Below are 20,246 nucleotides of genomic sequence, written 5' to 3' on the forward strand. Positions count from 1 at the left end.
TATTTCTATCCCCTAGTTTTTCCTCCCGCTACATTTGTTGTCACTCCTGTAATATAACTGGATCGATCAGACAGGTAATAGCAGACCAAGTCAGCTACTTCTGACAATTTGCCACTCCGACCTAGAGGAATTGTACTCGTTTTTGTGTATCCTTCTCGCAGTTTTTCAACTGTCGTCCCTCTTGTGTAAGCCAATGCCTCCTCATAGGCAGGCGTTCTCAAACCTGTTTCTTCCATGATGCCGGGTGCAATACCCACCACTCGAACATTTGATTTTCCTAATTCTTTTGCCCATGATCTTGTATAGCTATTGAGTGCCGCTTTGGTAGCAGCATATGCACTTTGCCCTTCAGATCCTTCAAGCCCTGATTCTGATGACATATTGATGATGACTCCAGATTCTTTATTGACCAATTCTCGGGCTACTGTTTGCGTCATTAGGAAAACGCCCTTTTGATTGATTGCACTCATCTTGTCAAAAATAGGATCTGATAATTCATATTTCCCATGAGGATCTTTCTTATCTACTAAAAGACGTGGAATATTGATCCCTGCATTGTTCACTAAACCATCGACAGTTCCAAACCGCTCAACGACTTTTTCTACACCTGACTCCACCTCTTCCCTTACTGAAATATCCGTTTCAACAAACAACAAATTGTCATGTTGTTGGGTAGCTTCTGTAAGGTCAAAATTTGCCACATTCACCCCTTGCTCTAATAAACTTTCAACAATCCTCTTTCCGATACCTGAAGAACCTCCTGTTACGATTACGGTTTTTCCAGCTATATTTAACCAGTCTTTCATACGTCCCCTCCTACAATTTGATTACGCTTTCAGTATAAGCGTTGACCAATAATAATTAAGACAGGATTTTTTCAAAGATCTGGAAAAAAAGTGTACGAATTCACTGAATAATCTTCAGACCGTTTGCCTTATAAAACAATGCAATTTTATTTTGCAACTGAAAGAATTCATGTTGAAGCGACTTCTATTCTATCCTATCTTCTCCTTAGATGGAGCCATCCACTCTTTTTTAAAGGATGGTTTGTGTACTAATTGCTCTCGATTTTTCCACAACAAAGCCACTCCAATAACAAGCAGTCAAAGAAAGAAAAACTCCTACCTTTTTCTTCCACAAAAAAAGCTTAGGAAAATTCCCTAAGCTAATTGAAACGATTGAAATTAGAGTGTATTAAAAAGGCGGAGATTGGTTAGTACGCTCCTTAAGAATGACCCAACTCGTTGACTTTTTCAAATGAAGACTTCGGCGAAAGTCAATCTCAGATATCCGTTTAACCGTCTGGAAGCCAGCATATGTTGACACCTTATTTCCCCAAGTTCAGATATTCCCATTGAAAGAAATCATTCAGTTGTTGCCTGACAAGAAGAAGCTGTTTCCATTAGCACTTCATTCAATGTTTCGATGTTTTTTCTACCGTCTGTTTGCATCCATTGTCTTGCAGCAGCTTCTCCTTTAGTGGCAAATACCTTAACACCATCTGCCCAAGTTGCTCGCCCGCATAATACACCATTGAAGGTTGAACCAGCTGCTTTGGCAAAACGGAGGGTTTCTTGAAAAAGCTCCGCACTGACGCCCCCGCTAAGAAAAATAAATGGACAAGCAGTCATTTGGCTTTGTTCTTTAAAGAATGCTGCAGCCTCTTTTTGTGTATAGACAACTTCATTTCCGAACCCTTCAACAAACTTCATATTGACAGGAACTTCTACTTTCAAAACAGCCACGTTATAGCGCGACTCCGCAAAAACCTTCATCATTTGATTGACTTTATGTGGTTTGATCGTTGCGTATTCTTTCGATGTGTTATCCGAAATGGTCGCATCATAGGAGACTAGCTCTAAGAAAAAGGGCAGCCCTTCCGCCAGACATTCAGAACCGATTCGTTCTATATAAGCTTTCTTTTGATCGTTGATCGCATCGCTTTCGTCTACATCATAGTAGAGTAAAAACTTACAGGCATCTGCTCCTGCCTCTTTGAGCTTCTTGACTGACCAATAATTTAACGAGTCTGGGAGTCTCCCAGGCGTCGTTGCGTCATACCCCGTTTTTTCATAAGCCATCAATAGACCAGTTTGCTGAGCGCGTTCTTTTGCTGCCGGAAGTCCGTATTCTGGATCTAATAAAATAGCCGATGCATAGGGTGTTAGTTCTTCAGAGACGATGGTTTTAAACTGCTCGATCGCTGCATCCGACACTTCTTTTTTATATTGACTTAGCATCCTCTTTAATGCGCCTCTTTGATCGATCGCTAAGGCACTGATGATTCCTTTTGAATTACAAAGTTTTGTTACTGCTATCGGTTGCTTCATTGTCGTAGTCATTTTTTCAATTCCCTTCTAGATACTGATTCATTACTTGTAGTAAAGCTGTTTTAGAAGTAGTTGTTTGGATCGCTTTTTTAAAATCTTCTTTCATCAGCATCCTTGCCACTTGAGATAAAATCGTAAGGTGGGTACTCCCAGCTTCATTCTCTGGTATAAACATAGCGATGATCGTATGGATTTTTTGTCCGTCTAAACTGTCCCAATCGATTGCTTCTCTAAGTTTGATTACACTAATAAATGGTCGTCTAATAACACTGCTCTTCGCATGAGGAATGGCAAAACCATCCATCATGCCTGTAGAGCCTTGTTCTTCTCGAAGGATAAATGCTGCTTCCACTTCTGAAGCATTCGTAGCATCGCCTTGTCTCCGACTTTCTTTTGCTAGAAATGATAAAGTTTCTGCTTTATTCTTTAAGAGGGAATCGATAAAAATATATTCTTCCGTAATCATGCTTTCACGTCCATTCTCTGTTTGGCAACTTTTCTTTTTTGAACCAATCCTAGCAACAAACCACCTGCGATCGATCCTGCCAAAATCGCACTTACCCATAAAAGACCATGAGTAACAACGGGTAATACCAGGAAGCCACCATGAGGTGCAGGCACTTGCACTTTGAAGAGATAGGTCAGTACAGCAGCAATCGAAGAACCAAGCATCATGATCGGTAACACTCTCAGCGGGTCTTTCGCCGCAAAAGGAATCGCTCCTTCTGTAATATGTGTTGAGCCTAAGATAAAATTGACTAATCCAGCATTTTTTTCATTTGCATCAAAATACTTCCCAAAGAATAAAACGGCAAAACCTGTAATCAATGGTGGGGCAATGCATGCTGCCGAAACTCCTGCCATGAAACTAGTATTTCCTTGTGCCAATAAAGCAGTACCTGTTACATAAGCTGCTTTATTGATTGGTCCTCCCATATCGAATGCACACATACAGCCAACAATAATTCCTAATACAAAGGGACTAGAGTTTTCGAAACCAGCTAAGAAGGACATCATTGCTTCGTTGATTGTTGCCATCGGTCCTGACACAAAGTCCATAATCAGTCCTGTAATCAAGACTCCTAAAACAGGATAAAGAAAAATTGCTTTCAAACCATCTAATGATTTAGGTAAAAGAATCAATGCCTTCATCAGACCTAGCACGACATAACCGGCTAAGAAACCTGAAACGATCCCACCTAAGAAACCAGTGCCGCCGTCTGCCGCGATCAAGCCCCCAACAAACCCAACCACTAGTCCTGGTCGTTTCGCGATGCTCTCCGCAATAAATGCTGATAGGATCGGGACCATCATACTCATAGCAAAACCACCGATTCCATTGAGTCGGGCAGCAAATTCGTTGTACTGAGTGTTAGTTGGATCAGCCGAATAAATCCCCCAAAGAAATGAAATAGCAATCAAGACTCCCCCACTGACCACAAACGGCAACATATGAGAGACACCATTCATTAAGTTTTTGTAGATCGTATGTCCAATCCCACTGACGGCTACTTCTTCTTTATCGGTCGGAACAGATTGCTTCGACTGTTTGATTTTCCCTGCACCCTCTAAGGCATCAGCGATCAATTGATCCGCATTGCGAATGCCCGAAGCTACCGGGACATCAATGATTTTTTTTCCTGCAAAACGTTCGGCTTGAACATCTTTATCAGCCGCGATAATGACTGCGTCGGCAGCTTCGATCTCTTTAGCAGTCAATGCATTTTCGATCCCAATCTGTCCATGAGTCTCTACTTTGATCGAAATGCCTCGCTTCTTAGCGGCTTGCTCTAATGCTTCTTGTGCCATATACGTATGCGCGATCCCCGTCGGACATCCCGTCGCAGCTACTATCTGAAATTTTGTCATTTATGGACTTCCTTTCTATGAACATGTATTTGCGCTTCCAATTCAGGGATATCTAAAAAGTCAGTCAATCCCTTTTTAAAAGCAGTTGAACTTCCCGCTGCAATACTTCTTTTCAATGTATGAGAAACCTTCTCCTTGCGAACCATCCCAGCAATAAAGGTCCCTAATAAGCTGTCTCCCGCACAGGCTGTATTTACCACTTTGCCTTTTGGAGCATTAGCGATCAGACAAGTTGCTTCATTTAAAAAAATCCCCCCTTCACTTCCTAAAGACAGCAACACATTTTGCGCTCCTTCTGCAATTAACATTTGACCGTATTTCTGATAATCTTCGGGTGCGATCGTGGCGACATCAAATAGTGTCGCTAACTCTTCTTCATTTGGTTTGATTAAGTAAGGACGATACTGCAAACATTCCCGAACTTCCTTATAACTACTATCAATAATCAGCTTGACTTCTCGTTCCTGACAGATTTTACTGATCTCAATCAAAACCGTCGGCTGAACACCTTTTGGCAAACTCCCAGAAACACAGAGAAAATCACCTGGAACAAGAGTCTTGATTTTTGCTAACAATCGTTCCACATTTTCTGGACTGATCGCTGGTCCTTGATTGACCAATTTATATTCTTTGTTTTCTTCGTTGACTTGTGTAAAGACATTGATCCTTGTCATTCCATTAACCGCTACAAAATCGTTCTTGATGTGCTTTTCGCTTAAAAAATCTTCAATATATTTTCCTGTAAAGCCACCACTAAATCCTAAAGCAGTGCTGGTAATACCTAGCATTTTCAAAATAAGAGAAACGTTCACCCCTTTGCCATTGGCTTGGATATCATCATCTAGTGTACGATTGACAACTTGAGGCAAAAGCTGTTCTGTTTCAATAAATAAGTCAATCGCTAAATTCATCGTGCATGTGTAAATCGTTCCCATAATTGTTCCTCCTTGCTGTACCTTAAGTATGCACTGTTTCTGAATGTACATGTTTTCTAAAACGATCCATTCTGTTGAAAACATTTTCAATCTTGTTTGATTCCATTTGATTTTCAGATACAATCACACTAAAATAGCGATAAGAGGTGGCAAGATGGACAACAAATTAAGTGAAGCAGAACTATTTTTATGGAATTACATTACGCAAAACCTTTCAGAAATTCCGAGCCTTTCGATTATCAAACTAAGTGAACTGGCAAATGTTTCAACGACAACGATCGTCCGAACCATGAAGAAAAAGGGCTATGAGGGCTACACCTCTTTTAAACATCATTTAAAAGAGCAATCGAATATGACCTTGAATTTTTCAAACGTGGAGATGGTGGATGAAGAGATCCGTCGCTCCATTATTAAAAATGAACAAGAAGTCATTCGTACCTTAAATATGCTGGATACGGGCACTATTGAAGATGCGATCCAAAAAATATACAACGCGAAACGAATCGTTATTTTTGCACGGGGCTTTTCAGAATTGATTGGGGAAGAAATGAAGACAAAATTTCAACTGGTGGATAAATATTGTGAGTTGTACACTGATCCCAATATTATCACTACGATCAGTAAGCGTTTACGCAAAGAAGATACCGTGATTTTTGTTTCATTAAATGGGGAAACCGAAGAATTAGTCATCGCGGCTCAAAATTGTTACGACAAAGAAATCGGATCGCTTTTGATCACCGCCTCAAAAGAAAGCCGCTTGCTGGAATTAGTCGAGCTTTCTTTGATTGGCTTCAAATCAGAAATTTCCTTTTTCCCTGATTATGAAGCCCGCTCACGACTGCCCTTATCGGTCATTGCTCGAATATTGTTGGATTCTTATGCGATTCGCATCAAGAAAAAATAAGCAGACTCACTCGAAATCAATAAAAAAAGTCTTTTCGCCCTCATAGTGTTTCTGCTATGAGCGAGCGAAAAGACTTTTTTGCTGAATGATTTGGATGCAGTCTCTTAAAATCGCTACTGACTGCTAGCGATTTTAAGAGTTATTACCTTCGCAGAAGTGTTTACTCTGCTGCTAAAATATCTTCCTTGGCATGGATCATTTGAGTCAAAAAGTCACAATAAGGCGTTGGCACTTGGTACTTGCGGCCTTTTCGTGAGATTGCGCCATTGATATAATCGATCTCGGTTTTGCGATGATTATTGATCAAATCTTGATACATGGATGGATAGTGCATTCCGATGCCTTCTGGATCATAGGTTTCCTCAATATGGTGGACTACTTCGGATACATCCAGTTGAACAGATTCATGGGTAGCAACTGCCGCAAATTCTTCCACAATCGTTTGGACCATCGCACGCGCCGTTGAGGTTTGTCCGAATTGGGCAATATTCACATTTAAAATCGAACACAAACCATTTAGTGTGCCGTTGACACAGGCTTTGCGATAGATGGAGTAGCGAATGTTCTCAGAATAAGACGCATTTAACCCAGCATCAGCCAAGACTGCCGCTAATTGACGGGCATCTTCTTCTTTGCCCGGTTCGATATTTTGCAGTTCTACAGAACCATCCCCAAACAAGCGAACATTACCAGGACCAATCAAGTCCGCCGTCCAAATGGTATTTCCTAAAAAGATTTTATCCGTGCTGACATATTTTTCAATCGTGTCCTCATGACCGATCCCGTTTAATAAGCATAAGACTTTCGTTTGCTCTCCGATCATCGGTTTGATCGTTTGCATCATTTGATCCAGTTGCATCGCTTTAGTAAAGACCAGGATCAAGTCTGCTTGTACAGTCGTTGGGATCTCATTTTGCGAATAGATCGAAAAAGGGACTGCGATCTCTTCACCGTTTAAGTTCGCTCGTAATCCGTGTTCACGGATCGCTTCGATATGCGCCGGCCAGCCGTCGATCAACGTGACGTCATTTCCGCCTCTTTTTAGCATAATAGCAAAACGGCTGCCCATAGCACCTGCACCAGCAATAACAATTTTCATCTGAATTCCTCTTTCCTCTTCCACAATTAGGTATAGTTTACTCTAAAATCGTGAAATATGCGAGAGCCTTGCGTTTTTTCTCAATAGGAAAGAAAAAAGAACAATTGGAATAGTTAGATTTTTCAGATAATTAAAAAACGGTTGTTTCCAATTTTGTCCATTCAAAAAAGTCGCACGGAAGATTGAAAACTTGACTGAGCGAAACCAGTTTTCGGACTCACGTGCGACCCTTCTATTCAATTATTTCCTGTGAAACAGTTGTCGTTTTAGGCAGTGACTGTTTCATTGTTTGTTGTAAAGTTTTTTAGCCGTTCAGCTTTTTCCGCTTCTGTGATCCCATGTTGTTCCACGTAACGGTTGTGTTCGTGGATGGCACAATCATAGCTACAGGCACCTAAATGGGCAGCCTGATTTTCCTCAGAAGTCAAAAATTGGCGATTGCATTCTGGGTTGGCACAGTTTACATAGCGCTCGCAAGGTGTGCCATCAAACCAGTCGCGACCGATAACTTTTTTATCCACATGATTGATTTCCACACTAATACGTTCATCAAAGACGTACATTTTGCCATCCCAAAGCTCGCCTTGAACTTCTGGGTCATTCCCATAAGCAAAGATACCACCATGAAGTTGGGCCACATCATCAAAGCCTTCTCGCAGCAACCAGCCTGAGAATTTTTCACAACGGATACCACCAGTACAATAAGTAACGACTTTTTTATCCATAAATTTTTCTTTATTATCGATGATCCATTGCGGCAACTCACGGAAGCTGCGGATATCGGGACGAACGGCTCCCCGGAAATGGCCTAAGTCATATTCATAATCGTTACGGGCATCGATCACCACGGTATCTTCATCTAACAAAGCTTCTTTGAACGCTTTAGGATCTAAATATTTTCCAGTCATTTCTAATGGATCGATGTCATCTTCCAGGTTCAATGAAACCAATTCTTTGCGCGGACGAACGAATAGCTTTTTAAACGCATGTTCTTCTACTTCATCGATTTTATAAAAAATCCCTTTAAAACGGGGATCAGCTTCCATTTTTTCCATATAGCGATTTGTTGCTTCAACCGTTCCAGAAAGCGTGCCATTGATCCCTTCATTGGCTACTAAAATACGGCCCTTGATGCCAATTTCTTTTCCAAATGCTAAATGCTCCTTGGCGAAGCTTTCCGGATCTTCAATTGTTGTATATTTATAAAATAATAAAACGCGGTATGTCAAACCAATTCCTCCTTTTTTTGCACCCTACAGTATAGGTTATCGCGTGACAAAAAACGAGTTTTATGCTTGTACCTTTTCACACAATCTTTTTCTTTGAGCAAACAGTGTCATGGATTGGTTTTATTGAGCTCTGCCACGAAAAAAGCTGTGACTTGATCCATCGTTTCTCCACGCACCAGATGGCGTTCTTCTCGCGAGATAAACTGCAGATTTGCTTCTGGATTTTCTGCCACAAAGGCTTCCACATCAGCATAAGGAATTTTCTCGTCTTGGGTACCATGCCAAAATAAAAGGGGACGCTGTCCTAATTTCTCTGGTTGAGAAGACAGATCGTAAGCATCCATCCAGCTTAAAAGCTGACCATAATCCTCGGGTACAAAGAACCCAGCAGCGCCGGCGTGCATTTGGATGCGGTCACGGTATTTCAACATGGAAGGAGAACCCATGATACAAGCTGCCGCTGTGATTTCTGGATGCTGGCATAACAAACCACACGTGGTCATCCCTCCCATGGAGACACCGCCAACTGCGATCTGACCGTTGACCAAACCAAGATTTTCAAAAAAATCGACTAAGTAAGAAAACTCAAATAGATTGGTTTGGATACTTTGCCAAAAAGTTAAAGAAGGAATCTCCGATAGCTGGGTCTTGCGCTCCCCATGATTGGCTGCATCTGGCAAGACCACCCGAAAACCTTCTCTAGCCAACTTTCTGCCTTGTGTCAACACTAATTCTTTGCTCGTCTGCCAACCATGATAGTAAATAATCAATGGCAGCGGTTCATAAATCATTTCTTCTGGTACGACTTCTAAGACCGGAATATTCCCGATTTTTCTTTTTCGAACAGCTAATTTCATTCTTTTCCACCTCAGCTTAAGTATACAAAAAGTCGCCAAAAGCGCCACTGATACGCTGCAAAAAAAGACCATACCCAAAGAGTATGATCTTTTTTTATTTATGAATGTAAGACCGCTTCTCGAGCCAATGCCAAACAACCGAGGGTTCCAGCGTTGTCTTCCAATGCTGGGGTCACGATATATTTGCTTAACTCAGGCGTTTCGACATACCCATTGACCAATTTTGCAAATGCGTCGTGGACGTTTTGCAGCATATGGCGCTGTTTCATCACTCCACCGCCAAAAATGATCACATCTGGAGAAAACATCAAGGTTGTATTGTAGGCACATTGAGCAATATAGGAGGCTTCGATCTCCCAATAAGGATCATCTTCTGCAACCTCTTGTCCTTTTTTCCCTAAGCGTTTTTCGATGGCTGGTCCAGCGGCCATCCCTTCTAAACAGTTGCCATGAAATGGACAGCTGCCAGCAAAGTCATCTTTTGGATGAGGGACGACCAGCATATGCCCCATTTCTGGATGACTAAATCCTTCGATAAAGCGCCCTTCTTGTAAGGCACCGCCGCCAACACCTGTACCGATCGTGTAGTAAACGACACTACTCAATCCTTTGCCACTGCCGAAGACATACTCACCATAGGCAGCCGCATTGACATCTGTTGTCCAAGAAATCGGGATCGGAAATTCTTTTTTCATGGTACCGATGAAATCAAAATTTTGCCATGCCAATTTCGGGGTTGAGGTAATGTACCCATAAGTGGCAGAATCGCGATGGATATCGATGGGCCCAAATGAGCCAATCCCAATCCCTGCTAAATCTGCTTGGTATTGTTTGAAGAAATCAATGACTAAAGGCATTGTTTCCTCAGGTGTCGTTGTCGGAAAGCTCACTCTTTCCTTGATCGTCATTTCTTCATCGCCAATGGCACACACAAATTTTGTGCCGCCTGCTTCAATCGAACCGTATAACATGCACATCGCTCCTTTTTTTCTAACTACTTGCTGAACTTGATGCTGCGGCATCATCTGCTTTGACGCGATCGATGGCTACCACTAATGCAATGATCAGGTCATCTAGATCTTCTTCATAGATCACGACTTCATAGGTATCGCCCCAAGAGATCCATTTTTTGTGGATCTCTGCGATCCGCTTGCCGTTGCGGTTGACCACAAAATCCATATCCCACCAATTGCCGTCCACATCGATGCCTTCTGCACTGATGGAATAGCGGGCTTTAAAAAATGTGAAATGTTTTTCTAAAACGATCGCTTCTTGGCCGTGGACTTCCACAAAAAATTTTGGTAATAAACTGAACACTTTTTTGGTGATCTCCGCGATCGGTCGCTGCTGCTCATTGAAGATCGTAAAACTTTTCGGGATCTTAAAAAAACTGCCTTCGACATAATAGCGAGGGTTTTGTAAGTCATCGGTCACGGTAAATTTTTCGCCGATGCTGAAAACCTTCTGTTTGATGTAAAGTTTCTTCAAATGCTACACTCCTTTCTCTTTGACATCGCCCGTATTGATCACCGGCTGAGTGCCTTTATCGGTAATGATCGACACCAATAAATTATTGATCAGTTGGACTTTGCGGTCGTCTGTGAAATTGATGTCCTGTCCGTCTTCGATTTGTTCTAACGCCATTTGTGTCATGGAGACGGCCCCTTCAACAATGATTTGCCGTGCTGATAAAATTGCTTTAGCTTGTTGGCGCTGCAGCATCGCACTAGCGATCTCAGTCGCATACGCGAGGTGATTTAAGCGGGTCTCTATGACTTCGACCCCAGCAACAGCTAATCGTTCCTGCAATTCTTTTGCCAGCTCCTCCGAGACTTCACTTGTATTGCCTCGCAACGTCAGATCATCGTCATTGAACGTGTCATAAGGGTATTGCGTCGCAATGTGACGAATCGCTGTTTCACTTTGGATCTCAATGAAGTCTTGGTAATAATCGACATCAAACAATGCTTTAGCGGTATCTACAACTTTAAAAACCACCACTGCCGAGATCTCGATCGGGTTTCCGTCTGAATCATTGACCTTCAACAGCGAACTGTTAAAGTTGCGAACTTTCAATGAAACATTGATTTTTTGGGTTAATGGGGTTGTCACAAACAAGCCGTTGTCTTTAATGGTTCCTAAATATTGCCCAAAAAAGAGGATCGCTTTGGCTTGGTTGGGTTGTACGATCGTTAACGAACTAAGGAAAAGAAACGAAACGATCCATAAAAGAATACTGAGAACGATTTCGAGAACGCTCTCATTTACGAACCCATGATAAAACAAATAACCGCCGCCAACTAATAACCCGATCAGCACAACCAGTGCTAAATACCCATTCACATGAAATGTCTGTTTTTCTGTCATTTTTATTCCTTCCCTTCTTGCTCTTATCTTACCTTGGTTAAAGCCGCTGTGCAAATGTTCTTGCGCATATCAGGGACGATTCCCAATCAAGCTATTTTGTTTTCTGTAACTTTCCCGTTACAATTAAGGTAGGACAAAATTTTTCTCAAAAAAGGAGTAATTCTTATGGCACAAAAAATTGACTTAGAAACGAGTAAATGGTCGTTGGAATCGATCATTAAAACGGTCGGCACCGATCTTTCCTCTGTTGTGGAGGTACAAAACAAAGACGGCATTGACGTTGTAGTGATCTCGAAAGACGAGTGGCAACATCTTTTGGAATTACTCGATGCGCGTCATGCAGAAGGCTATCGTCTAGAACAAGAGCTTCCTGAAGAAATTTTAATTGACGTTGCCGATACCGACAATCAGTATACAGAAGACGGCGAGTTAGAAATGGAACTGCCTGAACGTGTGCATCCAGCACCTGATTTTGAACTGGATTCAGAAGAAATCGTTGAAAGTGATGACGTACTAGATTAAATAAAAAAGCAAAACGGCCCCGGGCTCGTTTTGCTTTTTTTATAGCTCTTTTTCCTGCTTTTTGGTAATGACTGCTTGCAATCGTTCGATGGCAGGCTGCAATTCTTGTAGCGCCTCTTCTTCAGGTTCTAACTCTGCACACCGTTGCAGTCGCTCTAACCACATTTCTGGTTCTTTGACGCCCAACTGGCCAATGGCCCAATAAGCCGTTCCTCGAATCACTGGGCGCACGTCTTCTGTCGCACAGCGCCAAATCGCTGGCAAGGCACTGCGGTCTCCCACATTGGCTAAGGCGATGATGGCATTACGCTGCAGAGGTTTTTTCCCCCGCCAAGAGCCAGATAGATGGCCAAATTGTGCTTTGAAGGCTTTGTTTGATAAAGACAGCATCGGTTGCAGTTTTGGATAAACGGTATCGACTTCAGGCTCCATCTCTTGATGAAAATGGAAGTCTTTCCCCCGATTATAAGGGCAGACCAGCTGACAAATATCGCAGCCGTAAATCACGTTATGCATCTTTTTGCGGTACTCTTCTGGCATCATACCCTTCGTCTGGGTTTGATAGGACAAACAGCGCTGGGCATTCATTCGACCATCGCCCAATAACGCTTTGGTGGGGCAAGCCGTCACACAACGCATGCAATCACCACAACCAAACGGGACTTCTTCATCTGGTTCAAGAGAGATATTAGTGACGATCTCCCCTAGATAAACAAACGAACCAAATTCTTCCGTAATCAGCAAGCCATTACGACCGATAAAGCCAAGACCCGCCCGCTGCGCTGCCGCCACATCCACCAATTCCCCTGTATCGACTTGCGGTGCGAAACGCCATTCGACTTGTTCTTCCATCGTTTGCGCTTGTTCTTTGATAAAGGCGATCAAGCGATCCAATCGTTCTCGCAAAATATCATGGTAATCGATGCCCCACGAGGCACGGGCAAACATGCCGCGTTTTTCATCCCGCGGGACTTTCTCTTTGATTTTTGTCGGATAAGCTAAAGCGATCGCAATGATCGTTTGCGGATTTTCAAATGTCCGTTCAGGATAGATACGCTCTTCGATCACGGGATGCTCAAAACCAGACGTATGACCTTTGGATTTTTGTTCCCGCAAGGAAGGCTCCAATGCCAAAAACGGCTCCGCTGAAGCAAACCCGATTTTGTCAATGCCAAGCCGCTTGCTTTCTGCAATAATTTTTTCTTTTAAAGACATGCTCGCTACCCTCTTTTGTCCGCTAAGCATCTGCTTCTCGGCTTTTTCTCTTCCCCTATTATACGTAAGCACCTGAAAAAAGTCGATGGTGCGGTTTGTTCCCCCAGTTTTTTTCTTTCTTTAAAAGAACACGTGTTGATTGTTTAAGATTTTAATTAATTTTATCGTTATTTTCCTCGCAACGATTGCATTGCCTTTTTCGAATGCTAGACTATATAAAGGAATTAGAAAGAAATGAACAAATGAAATGGAGATGCTTATGACTCAATTACCCACCGGCTTGACTGCAGCAGAAGTCGCCAAGAAAACCCAAGAGGGGTTGCACAATGATTATGAAACAAAAACCAGTAAATCAACTGCTGCGATCATCAAAGACAATTTACTGACATTATTCAATTTTCTCAATCTATTGATTGGCGTTTTTTTATTTGCCGTAGGCGCCTATTCCAACATGTTCTACTTAGCGATTATTTTTGTGAATATCACCATTGGGATCAGCCAAGAATTGCACGCGCGTAATTTAGTAAAAAAACTCTCACTTGTTTCACCGCAAACGGTACGAGTGATTCGAGATGCCCAAATCCATGAGATTTCAGCCAAAGAATTGGTCTTAGAGGACGTAGTTATTCTTGGTGCTGGGGACCAAATCCCCGCTGATATGACTGTGCTTTCTGGACTAGTCGAAGTCAATGAAGCGATGCTGACTGGTGAAGCCGATCTGGTTGTCAAAGAAGCAGGTGCTTCCTTACTCTCAGGGAGTTTCATCGTCAGCGGTGAAATGACAGGAACAGTCCTTCATGTCGGTGCAGAAAACTACGCAGCGAAACTAAGCAATGAGGCAAAGGTCCACAAACCGATCCGCTCTGAGCTGCTTGCTTCGATCCGTAGTGTATCCAAATTCACCAGCTATGTAATCGTTCCTTTAGGGGTGATTTTGTTCTTCCAAGCCTTTATGATGCGAGATGCTGGGATCAAGGAATCCGTCGTCGTTTCTGCCGCTGCCTTATTAGGAATGTTACCAAAAGGACTTGTCCTGCTGATCAGTATCGCCTTGACGACAGGTGTCATTAAATTGGCAAAAAAACGGATTTTGGTCCAAGACATGTATGCCGTTGAAACCTTAGCGCATGTCGATACCCTTTGTCTGGATAAGACGGGGACGTTGACGGAAGGCCATATGGTTCTCGAATTGATCGTTCCTCTCCAAGCCGACAGCGACCCTAACATGCTCTTAGGGAATTATTTGGCAGCCAGTACGGATAACAATTTGACGATGCAAGCATTGCGTCAAGGCTGTCCTGAGCTAACGGATCATCAGCCGATCGACGTCGCTGCCTTTTCTTCACAGCGCAAATGGGGTGCTGTGGCTTTTGAACATCTAGGAAATGTCTATCTTGGTGCACCTGAAAAAGTCGCCGGCTCTGCTGCCTTGCCGCAAGTCATAGAAGCGCAAGAAGCTGGTCTACGGGTGTTGATTTTAGCCGTAGAAACTGATCCAAAAACGCCAACATCCTTTGACCCAACCAACGCACAAGCGGTGGCTGTCTTGATTTTATCCGATATCATCCGCCAAAACGCAGAAGAAACCTTGGCTTACTTAGCGGATCAAGGCATCGATCTAAAAGTGATCTCTGGCGATAATCCAATAGCTGTCGCAGCGATCGCCCATCGTGCAGGCCTAGCGAATGCCGATCAAGCCATCGATCTTTCTACCTTAACGACCGAAGCAGAAGTCCGAGAAGCTGCGACACGCTATACGGTCTTTGGTCGTGTGACTCCTGAACAAAAGAAACTACTCGTTCAAGAATTAAAAGCCAATCAACGGACCGTTGCCATGACGGGTGATGGCGTCAACGATGTGTTGGCACTACGGGAAGCCGACGTCAGCATTGCAATGGCTGCTGGCGACAGTGCGGCTCGTCAAATCGCTAACTTTGTCTTATTGGATTCTGACTTTACTACGTTGCCAGATGTTTTATTTGAAGGACGCCGCGTCGTCAATAACGTGACCAAAGCGTCGGGAATCTTCTTTATCAAGACGATTTACAGCTTCTTGCTCTCTTTGGTTTGTATCCTGACATCCAGCGCCTTTCCGTTCTTGCCGATCCAAATCACATTGATCGACTTAGCAATTGAAGGCTATCCTTCTTTCTTCCTTTCCTTTGAAGAAAACAAAGCACCGATCAAGGGGCGCTACTTGCCGACAGTCTTGCTCAATGCGTTGCCAAATGCCTTGTTGGTGTTAGTCAATTACTTTGCGATCCGCTTTTTACAAACCGATTACGGTTGGTCGCAATTTGATACGACGACCTTGTTGTACTATTTGTTGATCGGGATCAGCTGTATCGCTGTGATTCGCTCTTGCTTGCCATTAAATCCATTGCGATTGTTCTTAGCGATTACCACTACCGTGGGGATCTATGTCGCAGCAATGCTTTTCCACGGATTGCTGGAAGTCGGTTTCTTGACCGCCGTAACATTGCCTTACTTCCTTGGCATGATGGCATTGAACATCTGCCTGTACGTGGGGCTTTCTTTCCTAACGAAGCGCTTTTCAGCCAAAGTGCTCGTTAAACAATCCTAATTGATTTTGCAGCATCGCTCTTTCTTGCTTTGTCCAGAAAGACGATGCTGTTTTTTTGTCCTCTCCATAGGTGCAACCATACAAGAAGAAAGAAATTTGGTATACTGAACCTGTAGGCGGTTTCAACAAGGACGGTGTTTCTTTGGAAAAGGCAACCCCCTTGTCAAACAGCCAAATTTAATCAGAAAGTGTTGGTGAAATTGGATGAAAAAAAGTATTTTACTCGTTTCTCACAGTCAGCAACTCACCGAAGGATTAAAACAGATGATCGAAGAAATGGCTGATGGCGAGTCAGTCACGATCTATTCTTTAGGCGGGACAGCAGAAGGAGAGCTGGGTTCTGACGCCACGAAAATCGTGGATGCCGTCAACGAATCCGCAGATGCTGAACTGATCTTAGTCTTTGCCGATCTAGGCAGTGCCGTTTTGAATGCCGAACTTGCTTACGACATGCTGGAACCTCAGCAACAAGAACGCTATCACCTGATCGACGCGCCGCTGGTGGAAGGTGCCTTTGCTGCAGCGATCACCGCTGGTTTTAGTGATGATTTGGCACAAATCGTTGCAGAAGCAAAAAAAGCAGCCGAGAAAGGATGGCATGAAGCATGAAAAAAATCATTAATGATCCCTCAATGATCGTAGAAGAAATGTTGGCTGGTATCGTAGGCAGTTATCCTGAACTGGTCCATCAAGTCGCCGACTCACGGGTGATCGCTAAGAATAATCAAAAAGAACAAGTCGGTCTTGTTTCTGGCGGTGGGAGCGGACATGAGCCGGCCCATGCTGGCTTTGTCGGTGATGGGATGCTTAGCGCCGCCGTTTTAGGCGATGTCTTCACCTCCCCTACCCCCGACCAGATTTTGACGGCTATCCAAGATTCTGATCAAGGACAAGGCGTCTTGTTGATCGTCAAAAACTATACTGGCGATATCTTGAACTTTGAGATGGCCAAAGATATGGCAGAAATGGAAGAGATCACAACGGAGATCGTGGTCGTTGATGATGATATCGCTGTTGAAAATAGCACCTATACTGCTGGGAAACGAGGAGTTGCCGGTACGGTCTTAGTCCACAAGATTTTAGGCGCAGCTGCTCGTAATGGTGCCAGCTTAAGTGAATTAAAAACACTGGGCGATGCCTTGGTTGCATCGATCAAAACCATTGGGGTCGCATTAAAAGCGGCAACAGTTCCTGAAGTTGGGAAACCAGGTTTTGACTTAGCCGATGATGAGATCGAGTATGGCGTGGGTATCCACGGCGAACCTGGTTACCGTCGAGAAAAACTGAAACCCTCACGTGAACTAGCAAAAGAGTTGGTGGAAAAAATCTTGGCGGATTATGAAAAGACCCCAGAAAAAGTCGGTGTCTTGATCAACGGTATGGGTGGTACGCCGCAAATGGAGTTATTCGTTTTTGCCAATGATGTCGCGAAATTACTCGCAGAAAAAGACATCCCTGTCTCCTTCCATAAAGTCGGCAATTTCATGACTTCCATCGATATGCAGGGACTTTCACTGACCTTGATCGACTTCAGCGAAACGGATCACACCGATGCGTTAAATGAAGCCGTCACAACAATAGCCTGGTAAAGGAGCGAATAGAGATGCAATTGACAACAGAAACGGTGCAAGCATGGTTAGATACCTTCACGAAAGAAATCGAAGCAAACAAGGCCTATTTAAGCGATTTAGATACACCGATCGGCGACGGTGACCATGGCAACAATATGGCACGCGGCGTAGCCGCTTATCAAGAAGCTTATGCCAAACAACAGCCAACGACGATCAGTGATACCTTTAAAGTCTTCTCGATGGCAATGATCTCAAAAGTCGGCGGAGCTTCGGGTCCCCTTTATGGTTCGGCGTTTATGAATATGACCAAAGCAACGAAGGAACTAGAAACGATCGACTCCTTTGAACAATTAGGTACGATCGTTGAAGAAGGCTTGACCGGCATCAAAATGCGGGGAAAAGCTGAGTTTGAAGACAAAACGATGGTCGATGTGTGGCAACCTGTCGCAGAAGCCTTGAAAAAAGGTGAATTGACCAAAGACACGATCGAAGCAGCGAAAGAGCATACCAAAGAACTAGTGGCTAAAAAAGGCCGTGCCTCTTATGTTGGTGAACGTGCCATCGGTCATATCGATCCCGGATCGGCTTCTAGTGCGATTTTATTTGAGTCTTTGTTAACGGTGATAGAAAAGGATTAAAAAAACGATGCTCTTACAAAATACCGTTTAAGACAAAAGACAAACCTTATGATTGCATAAGGTTTGTCTTTTTCTTGTTTATTCATCTTGTAAAATCGTTTGGGCAACTAGCTTCACGTATTGATCCATGCCATCTGGATTTGGATGGACCCGATCTTCATAGAACCAGGACTCTTGGTCATTACTCAAATCATACCAATCGATCAAGGTCATATTGTCGTATTTTTCCGCCATGCGCTCCAACATCCGATTGACTTCATTTTGCCAACGCTGTGTCGGTACCCGTACATTGATCCAGTAGACTTTGCGATCACCGATCTCGTTCATAAAGCTGTCAAATTGGGCTTCTGTAAAGGAACCATTCGTCCCTAGCCCCACAAGGACGGTATCCCGCAAAAGATTTTTTTCTTTCAAGTCTTTGATCAATTCAGGGCTCGCATACAGCTGGCGCCCAACATCCCCATCAACTACCGCTTGGGTAAAGACTTCTTTCAAGTCAGCCGTTGCATCCAGCATCACAGAATCACCAAAAGCCGTGATTTCAAGAGATTCCGCTTTTTTCACTTGGGCTGCTGTTAAATCATACTTTTCCATGATATTTTTTTCATCTTCACTCGTGTTCGCCTCATCATCCGCTTCATTTCCTTCAGCATTCGCGTTCTTTTGCGATTGCTCTGCCGCTTTTTTATTGGCAGCAATGTTGTCTTTCAACTGCTGCTGCTGGGCATCGACATAATTCGTCGGTGCAGTCACGACGCCAAACAAAGCAACGAGGGTAATGAGTAAGCTGGGCACTAACCACGGTTTTTTCCAACTAAAAATTGGTTTACTGAACCAACCGCGGACCGTTCTGAATGTATCTTTGTACTGGAATTTACGCATTGGGTTTTCGATAAACCGATAGGACAATTCACTGATAAACAAGATCAAGAATAGTTCCACTAACGTGTGCATCAGCACGTTCTCACCGATATTTCCCACTTTTGCTTCGTAAAAAATCATCACTGGAAATTGATACAAATAGATCCCATAACTGCGCTTGCCGATATAACTGAAAATCGGATTACTCAATACACGATTCAAACTGGCTCCGGGATGAGCGGTAACTGCCACAAGAATCGTACATAGGATACTGATCAAGAACATGCCGCCATAATAGACAAAGGTCAAATGATCATCTAAGAAAAAGAACGCTGCGATCAGACCAGCCAAGGAAGCAAAACCAGAGATATTTAAGACCCGTTTGGCTTTTTGCGGTATCTCTTTCTTCAAGTGGGTACTTGGCCAAATGAATGCTAAGGCACTCCCCATCCAGATCGAAAAGAGCCGCGTATCTGTTCCATAATAGACCCGTGTCGGATCAGCGCCTGGTGTGTAAAGGACCGCTAACAGAATTGCCGATAAAATCGTGACTGCGGCAGTAAATTTAAAGGCGCGATGCCTCTGCTTGCCGATTTTCATCAACAAAATAAACACTAAAGGCCAAATCAGATAGTTCTGTCCCTCCACAGCCAGTGACCACAGATGGGTAAAGGGGGATTCATTGCCGAACCGATCAAAATAGGATAACCCATGATTGATCTGCCACCAGTTGTTGTAATACAGCAGCGAGCTAACAAAAACCCCGCGCAAATTATTCAGCAGGTTTCGCTGGAACAAAGTGATATACGCTGCTGAGATAAGCAGCATCACCACCATTCCTGGATAGAGCCGTTTCATCCGCCGAACATAAAAATCTTTGACTTTGATTTTGCCGTTTTGATCCCACTCTTGCCTCAGCAAGTCAGTGATTAAATAACCTGATACGACAAAGAATACTGGAACTCCTAAATACCCGCCTCGCATATGAGTAGGTAGTAAATGATATAAAATAACGCCGATGACTGCCAAGGTTCGAATGCCGTCAAACCCGGTAATATAGCGGCTTGTGCTTAAACGTTTATTCATTTTTCAACCACTTTTCTCTAATTGATCCAATTGTTTCATAAAAAAACAATTTCAGCATGAACGCTATTGATTCCATACTCTCATAATTTACCAGAAATCCCCCATATAAAGCTAGCAACATCTGCTATATTTCAAAAAAATTAATTTTTGGCGAAAAAAAAGTACTTCTATAAAGAAAT

Annotated in this window: 19 protein-coding genes; 6 read left to right on the top strand and 13 right to left on the bottom strand. The window is 43.2% G+C overall.

The features are described from left to right. Positions 1-5 precede the first annotated feature (5 nt). From IGI92_RS13780 to pfkB, 5 genes are all read right to left on the bottom strand, one after another. The gene (locus tag IGI92_RS13780) at positions 6-806 is read right to left on the bottom strand and encodes an SDR family oxidoreductase (protein WP_194188201.1); all 801 of its coding nucleotides are present in this window, start codon (positions 804-806) and stop codon (positions 6-8) included. 558 nt (positions 807-1,364) lie between these two features. After that, a complete protein-coding gene (gene lacD / locus IGI92_RS13785) occupies positions 1,365-2,342 on the bottom strand; it encodes a tagatose-bisphosphate aldolase (RefSeq protein ID WP_008380331.1) in 978 nt (325 codons plus the stop codon). 4 nt (positions 2,343-2,346) lie between these two features. Beyond that, positions 2,347-2,796, bottom strand: a complete 450-nt coding sequence (locus IGI92_RS13790) for a PTS sugar transporter subunit IIA (RefSeq protein WP_301389584.1) — start codon at positions 2,794-2,796, stop codon at positions 2,347-2,349. Continuing rightward, a complete protein-coding gene (locus tag IGI92_RS13795; RefSeq protein ID WP_400449887.1) occupies positions 2,793-4,199 on the bottom strand; it encodes a PTS fructose transporter subunit IIC in 1,407 nt (468 codons plus the stop codon). Before IGI92_RS13795 ends, IGI92_RS13790 begins: the two co-directional genes overlap by 4 nt. Next, positions 4,196-5,134: a 1-phosphofructokinase gene (pfkB, locus tag IGI92_RS13800; protein WP_400449889.1), complete on the bottom strand. Its 939-nt coding sequence runs from the start codon at positions 5,132-5,134 to the stop codon at positions 4,196-4,198. Before pfkB ends, IGI92_RS13795 begins: the two co-directional genes overlap by 4 nt. Positions 5,135-5,288: 154 nt before the next feature. Here pfkB and IGI92_RS13805 point away from each other — a divergent pair, with 154 nt between their 5' ends. Next, positions 5,289-6,038 (top strand): MurR/RpiR family transcriptional regulator, encoded by a 750-nt coding sequence (locus IGI92_RS13805; RefSeq protein ID WP_430607258.1) that lies wholly within the window; start codon positions 5,289-5,291, stop codon positions 6,036-6,038. A gap of 160 nt (positions 6,039-6,198) precedes the next feature. Here IGI92_RS13805 and IGI92_RS13810 read toward each other — a convergent pair whose 3' ends face one another. From IGI92_RS13810 to IGI92_RS13835, 6 genes are all read right to left on the bottom strand, one after another. Continuing rightward, entirely contained in the window at positions 6,199-7,137 is a 939-nt protein-coding gene (locus tag IGI92_RS13810; RefSeq protein ID WP_086316570.1) for a 2-dehydropantoate 2-reductase, read from the bottom strand. Positions 7,138-7,403: 266 nt separating this feature from the next. After that, positions 7,404-8,366: a rhodanese-related sulfurtransferase gene (locus tag IGI92_RS13815; protein ID WP_016612875.1), complete on the bottom strand. Its 963-nt coding sequence runs from the start codon at positions 8,364-8,366 to the stop codon at positions 7,404-7,406. Positions 8,367-8,473: 107 nt separating this feature from the next. After that, on the bottom strand, positions 8,474-9,223 hold the full coding sequence (locus IGI92_RS13820) for an alpha/beta fold hydrolase (RefSeq protein ID WP_008379569.1): 750 nt from the start codon (positions 9,221-9,223) through the stop codon (positions 8,474-8,476). A 98-nt stretch (positions 9,224-9,321) separates the two neighbouring features. Continuing rightward, the gene (gene scrK, locus IGI92_RS13825; protein ID WP_002347415.1) at positions 9,322-10,194 is read right to left on the bottom strand and encodes a fructokinase ScrK; all 873 of its coding nucleotides are present in this window, start codon (positions 10,192-10,194) and stop codon (positions 9,322-9,324) included. A gap of 19 nt (positions 10,195-10,213) precedes the next feature. Further along, positions 10,214-10,711, bottom strand: a complete 498-nt coding sequence (locus tag IGI92_RS13830) for an LURP-one-related/scramblase family protein (protein ID WP_005233908.1) — start codon at positions 10,709-10,711, stop codon at positions 10,214-10,216. Between the two features lie 3 nt (positions 10,712-10,714). Then, positions 10,715-11,590 (bottom strand): SPFH domain-containing protein, encoded by an 876-nt coding sequence (locus IGI92_RS13835; RefSeq protein WP_008379560.1) that lies wholly within the window; start codon positions 11,588-11,590, stop codon positions 10,715-10,717. Between the two features lie 165 nt (positions 11,591-11,755). On the opposite strand from IGI92_RS13835, the gene IGI92_RS13840 reads away from it, so the two are divergent. Beyond that, positions 11,756-12,112: a hypothetical protein gene (locus IGI92_RS13840; protein ID WP_008379558.1), complete on the top strand. Its 357-nt coding sequence runs from the start codon at positions 11,756-11,758 to the stop codon at positions 12,110-12,112. A gap of 39 nt (positions 12,113-12,151) precedes the next feature. Here IGI92_RS13840 and queG read toward each other — a convergent pair whose 3' ends face one another. Continuing rightward, positions 12,152-13,327 carry a tRNA epoxyqueuosine(34) reductase QueG gene (gene queG, locus IGI92_RS13845; RefSeq protein ID WP_008379556.1) on the bottom strand — a complete coding sequence of 392 codons (1,176 nt, stop codon included), beginning with the start codon at positions 13,325-13,327 and terminating at the stop codon, positions 12,152-12,154. Positions 13,328-13,586: 259 nt separating this feature from the next. Between queG and IGI92_RS13850 the strand changes: the two genes are divergently transcribed. From IGI92_RS13850 to dhaL, 4 genes are all read left to right on the top strand, one after another. Then, positions 13,587-15,911 carry an HAD-IC family P-type ATPase gene (locus tag IGI92_RS13850; RefSeq protein ID WP_008379554.1) on the top strand — a complete coding sequence of 775 codons (2,325 nt, stop codon included), beginning with the start codon at positions 13,587-13,589 and terminating at the stop codon, positions 15,909-15,911. A gap of 204 nt (positions 15,912-16,115) precedes the next feature. Next, complete coding sequence (gene dhaM, locus IGI92_RS13855; protein WP_005228160.1) at positions 16,116-16,520, top strand: dihydroxyacetone kinase phosphoryl donor subunit DhaM; 405 nt, start codon at positions 16,116-16,118, stop codon at positions 16,518-16,520. Then, positions 16,517-17,500 (top strand): dihydroxyacetone kinase subunit DhaK, encoded by a 984-nt coding sequence (gene dhaK / locus IGI92_RS13860; RefSeq protein ID WP_008379550.1) that lies wholly within the window; start codon positions 16,517-16,519, stop codon positions 17,498-17,500. The genes dhaM and dhaK overlap by 4 nt, the downstream gene beginning before the upstream one ends. Before the next feature lie 14 nt (positions 17,501-17,514). After that, a complete protein-coding gene (gene dhaL / locus IGI92_RS13865) occupies positions 17,515-18,120 on the top strand; it encodes a dihydroxyacetone kinase subunit DhaL (RefSeq protein ID WP_005233893.1) in 606 nt (201 codons plus the stop codon). A 78-nt stretch (positions 18,121-18,198) separates the two neighbouring features. Here dhaL and IGI92_RS13870 read toward each other — a convergent pair whose 3' ends face one another. Then, a complete protein-coding gene (locus IGI92_RS13870) occupies positions 18,199-20,067 on the bottom strand; it encodes an acyltransferase family protein (RefSeq protein WP_061053302.1) in 1,869 nt (622 codons plus the stop codon). Positions 20,068-20,246 lie beyond the last annotated feature (179 nt).

The sequence above is a fragment of the Enterococcus sp. DIV2379 genome, assembly GCF_050542965.1.
In the GTDB taxonomy this organism is placed as follows: Bacteria; Bacillota; Bacilli; order Lactobacillales; family Enterococcaceae; genus Enterococcus_D; species Enterococcus_D entomosocium.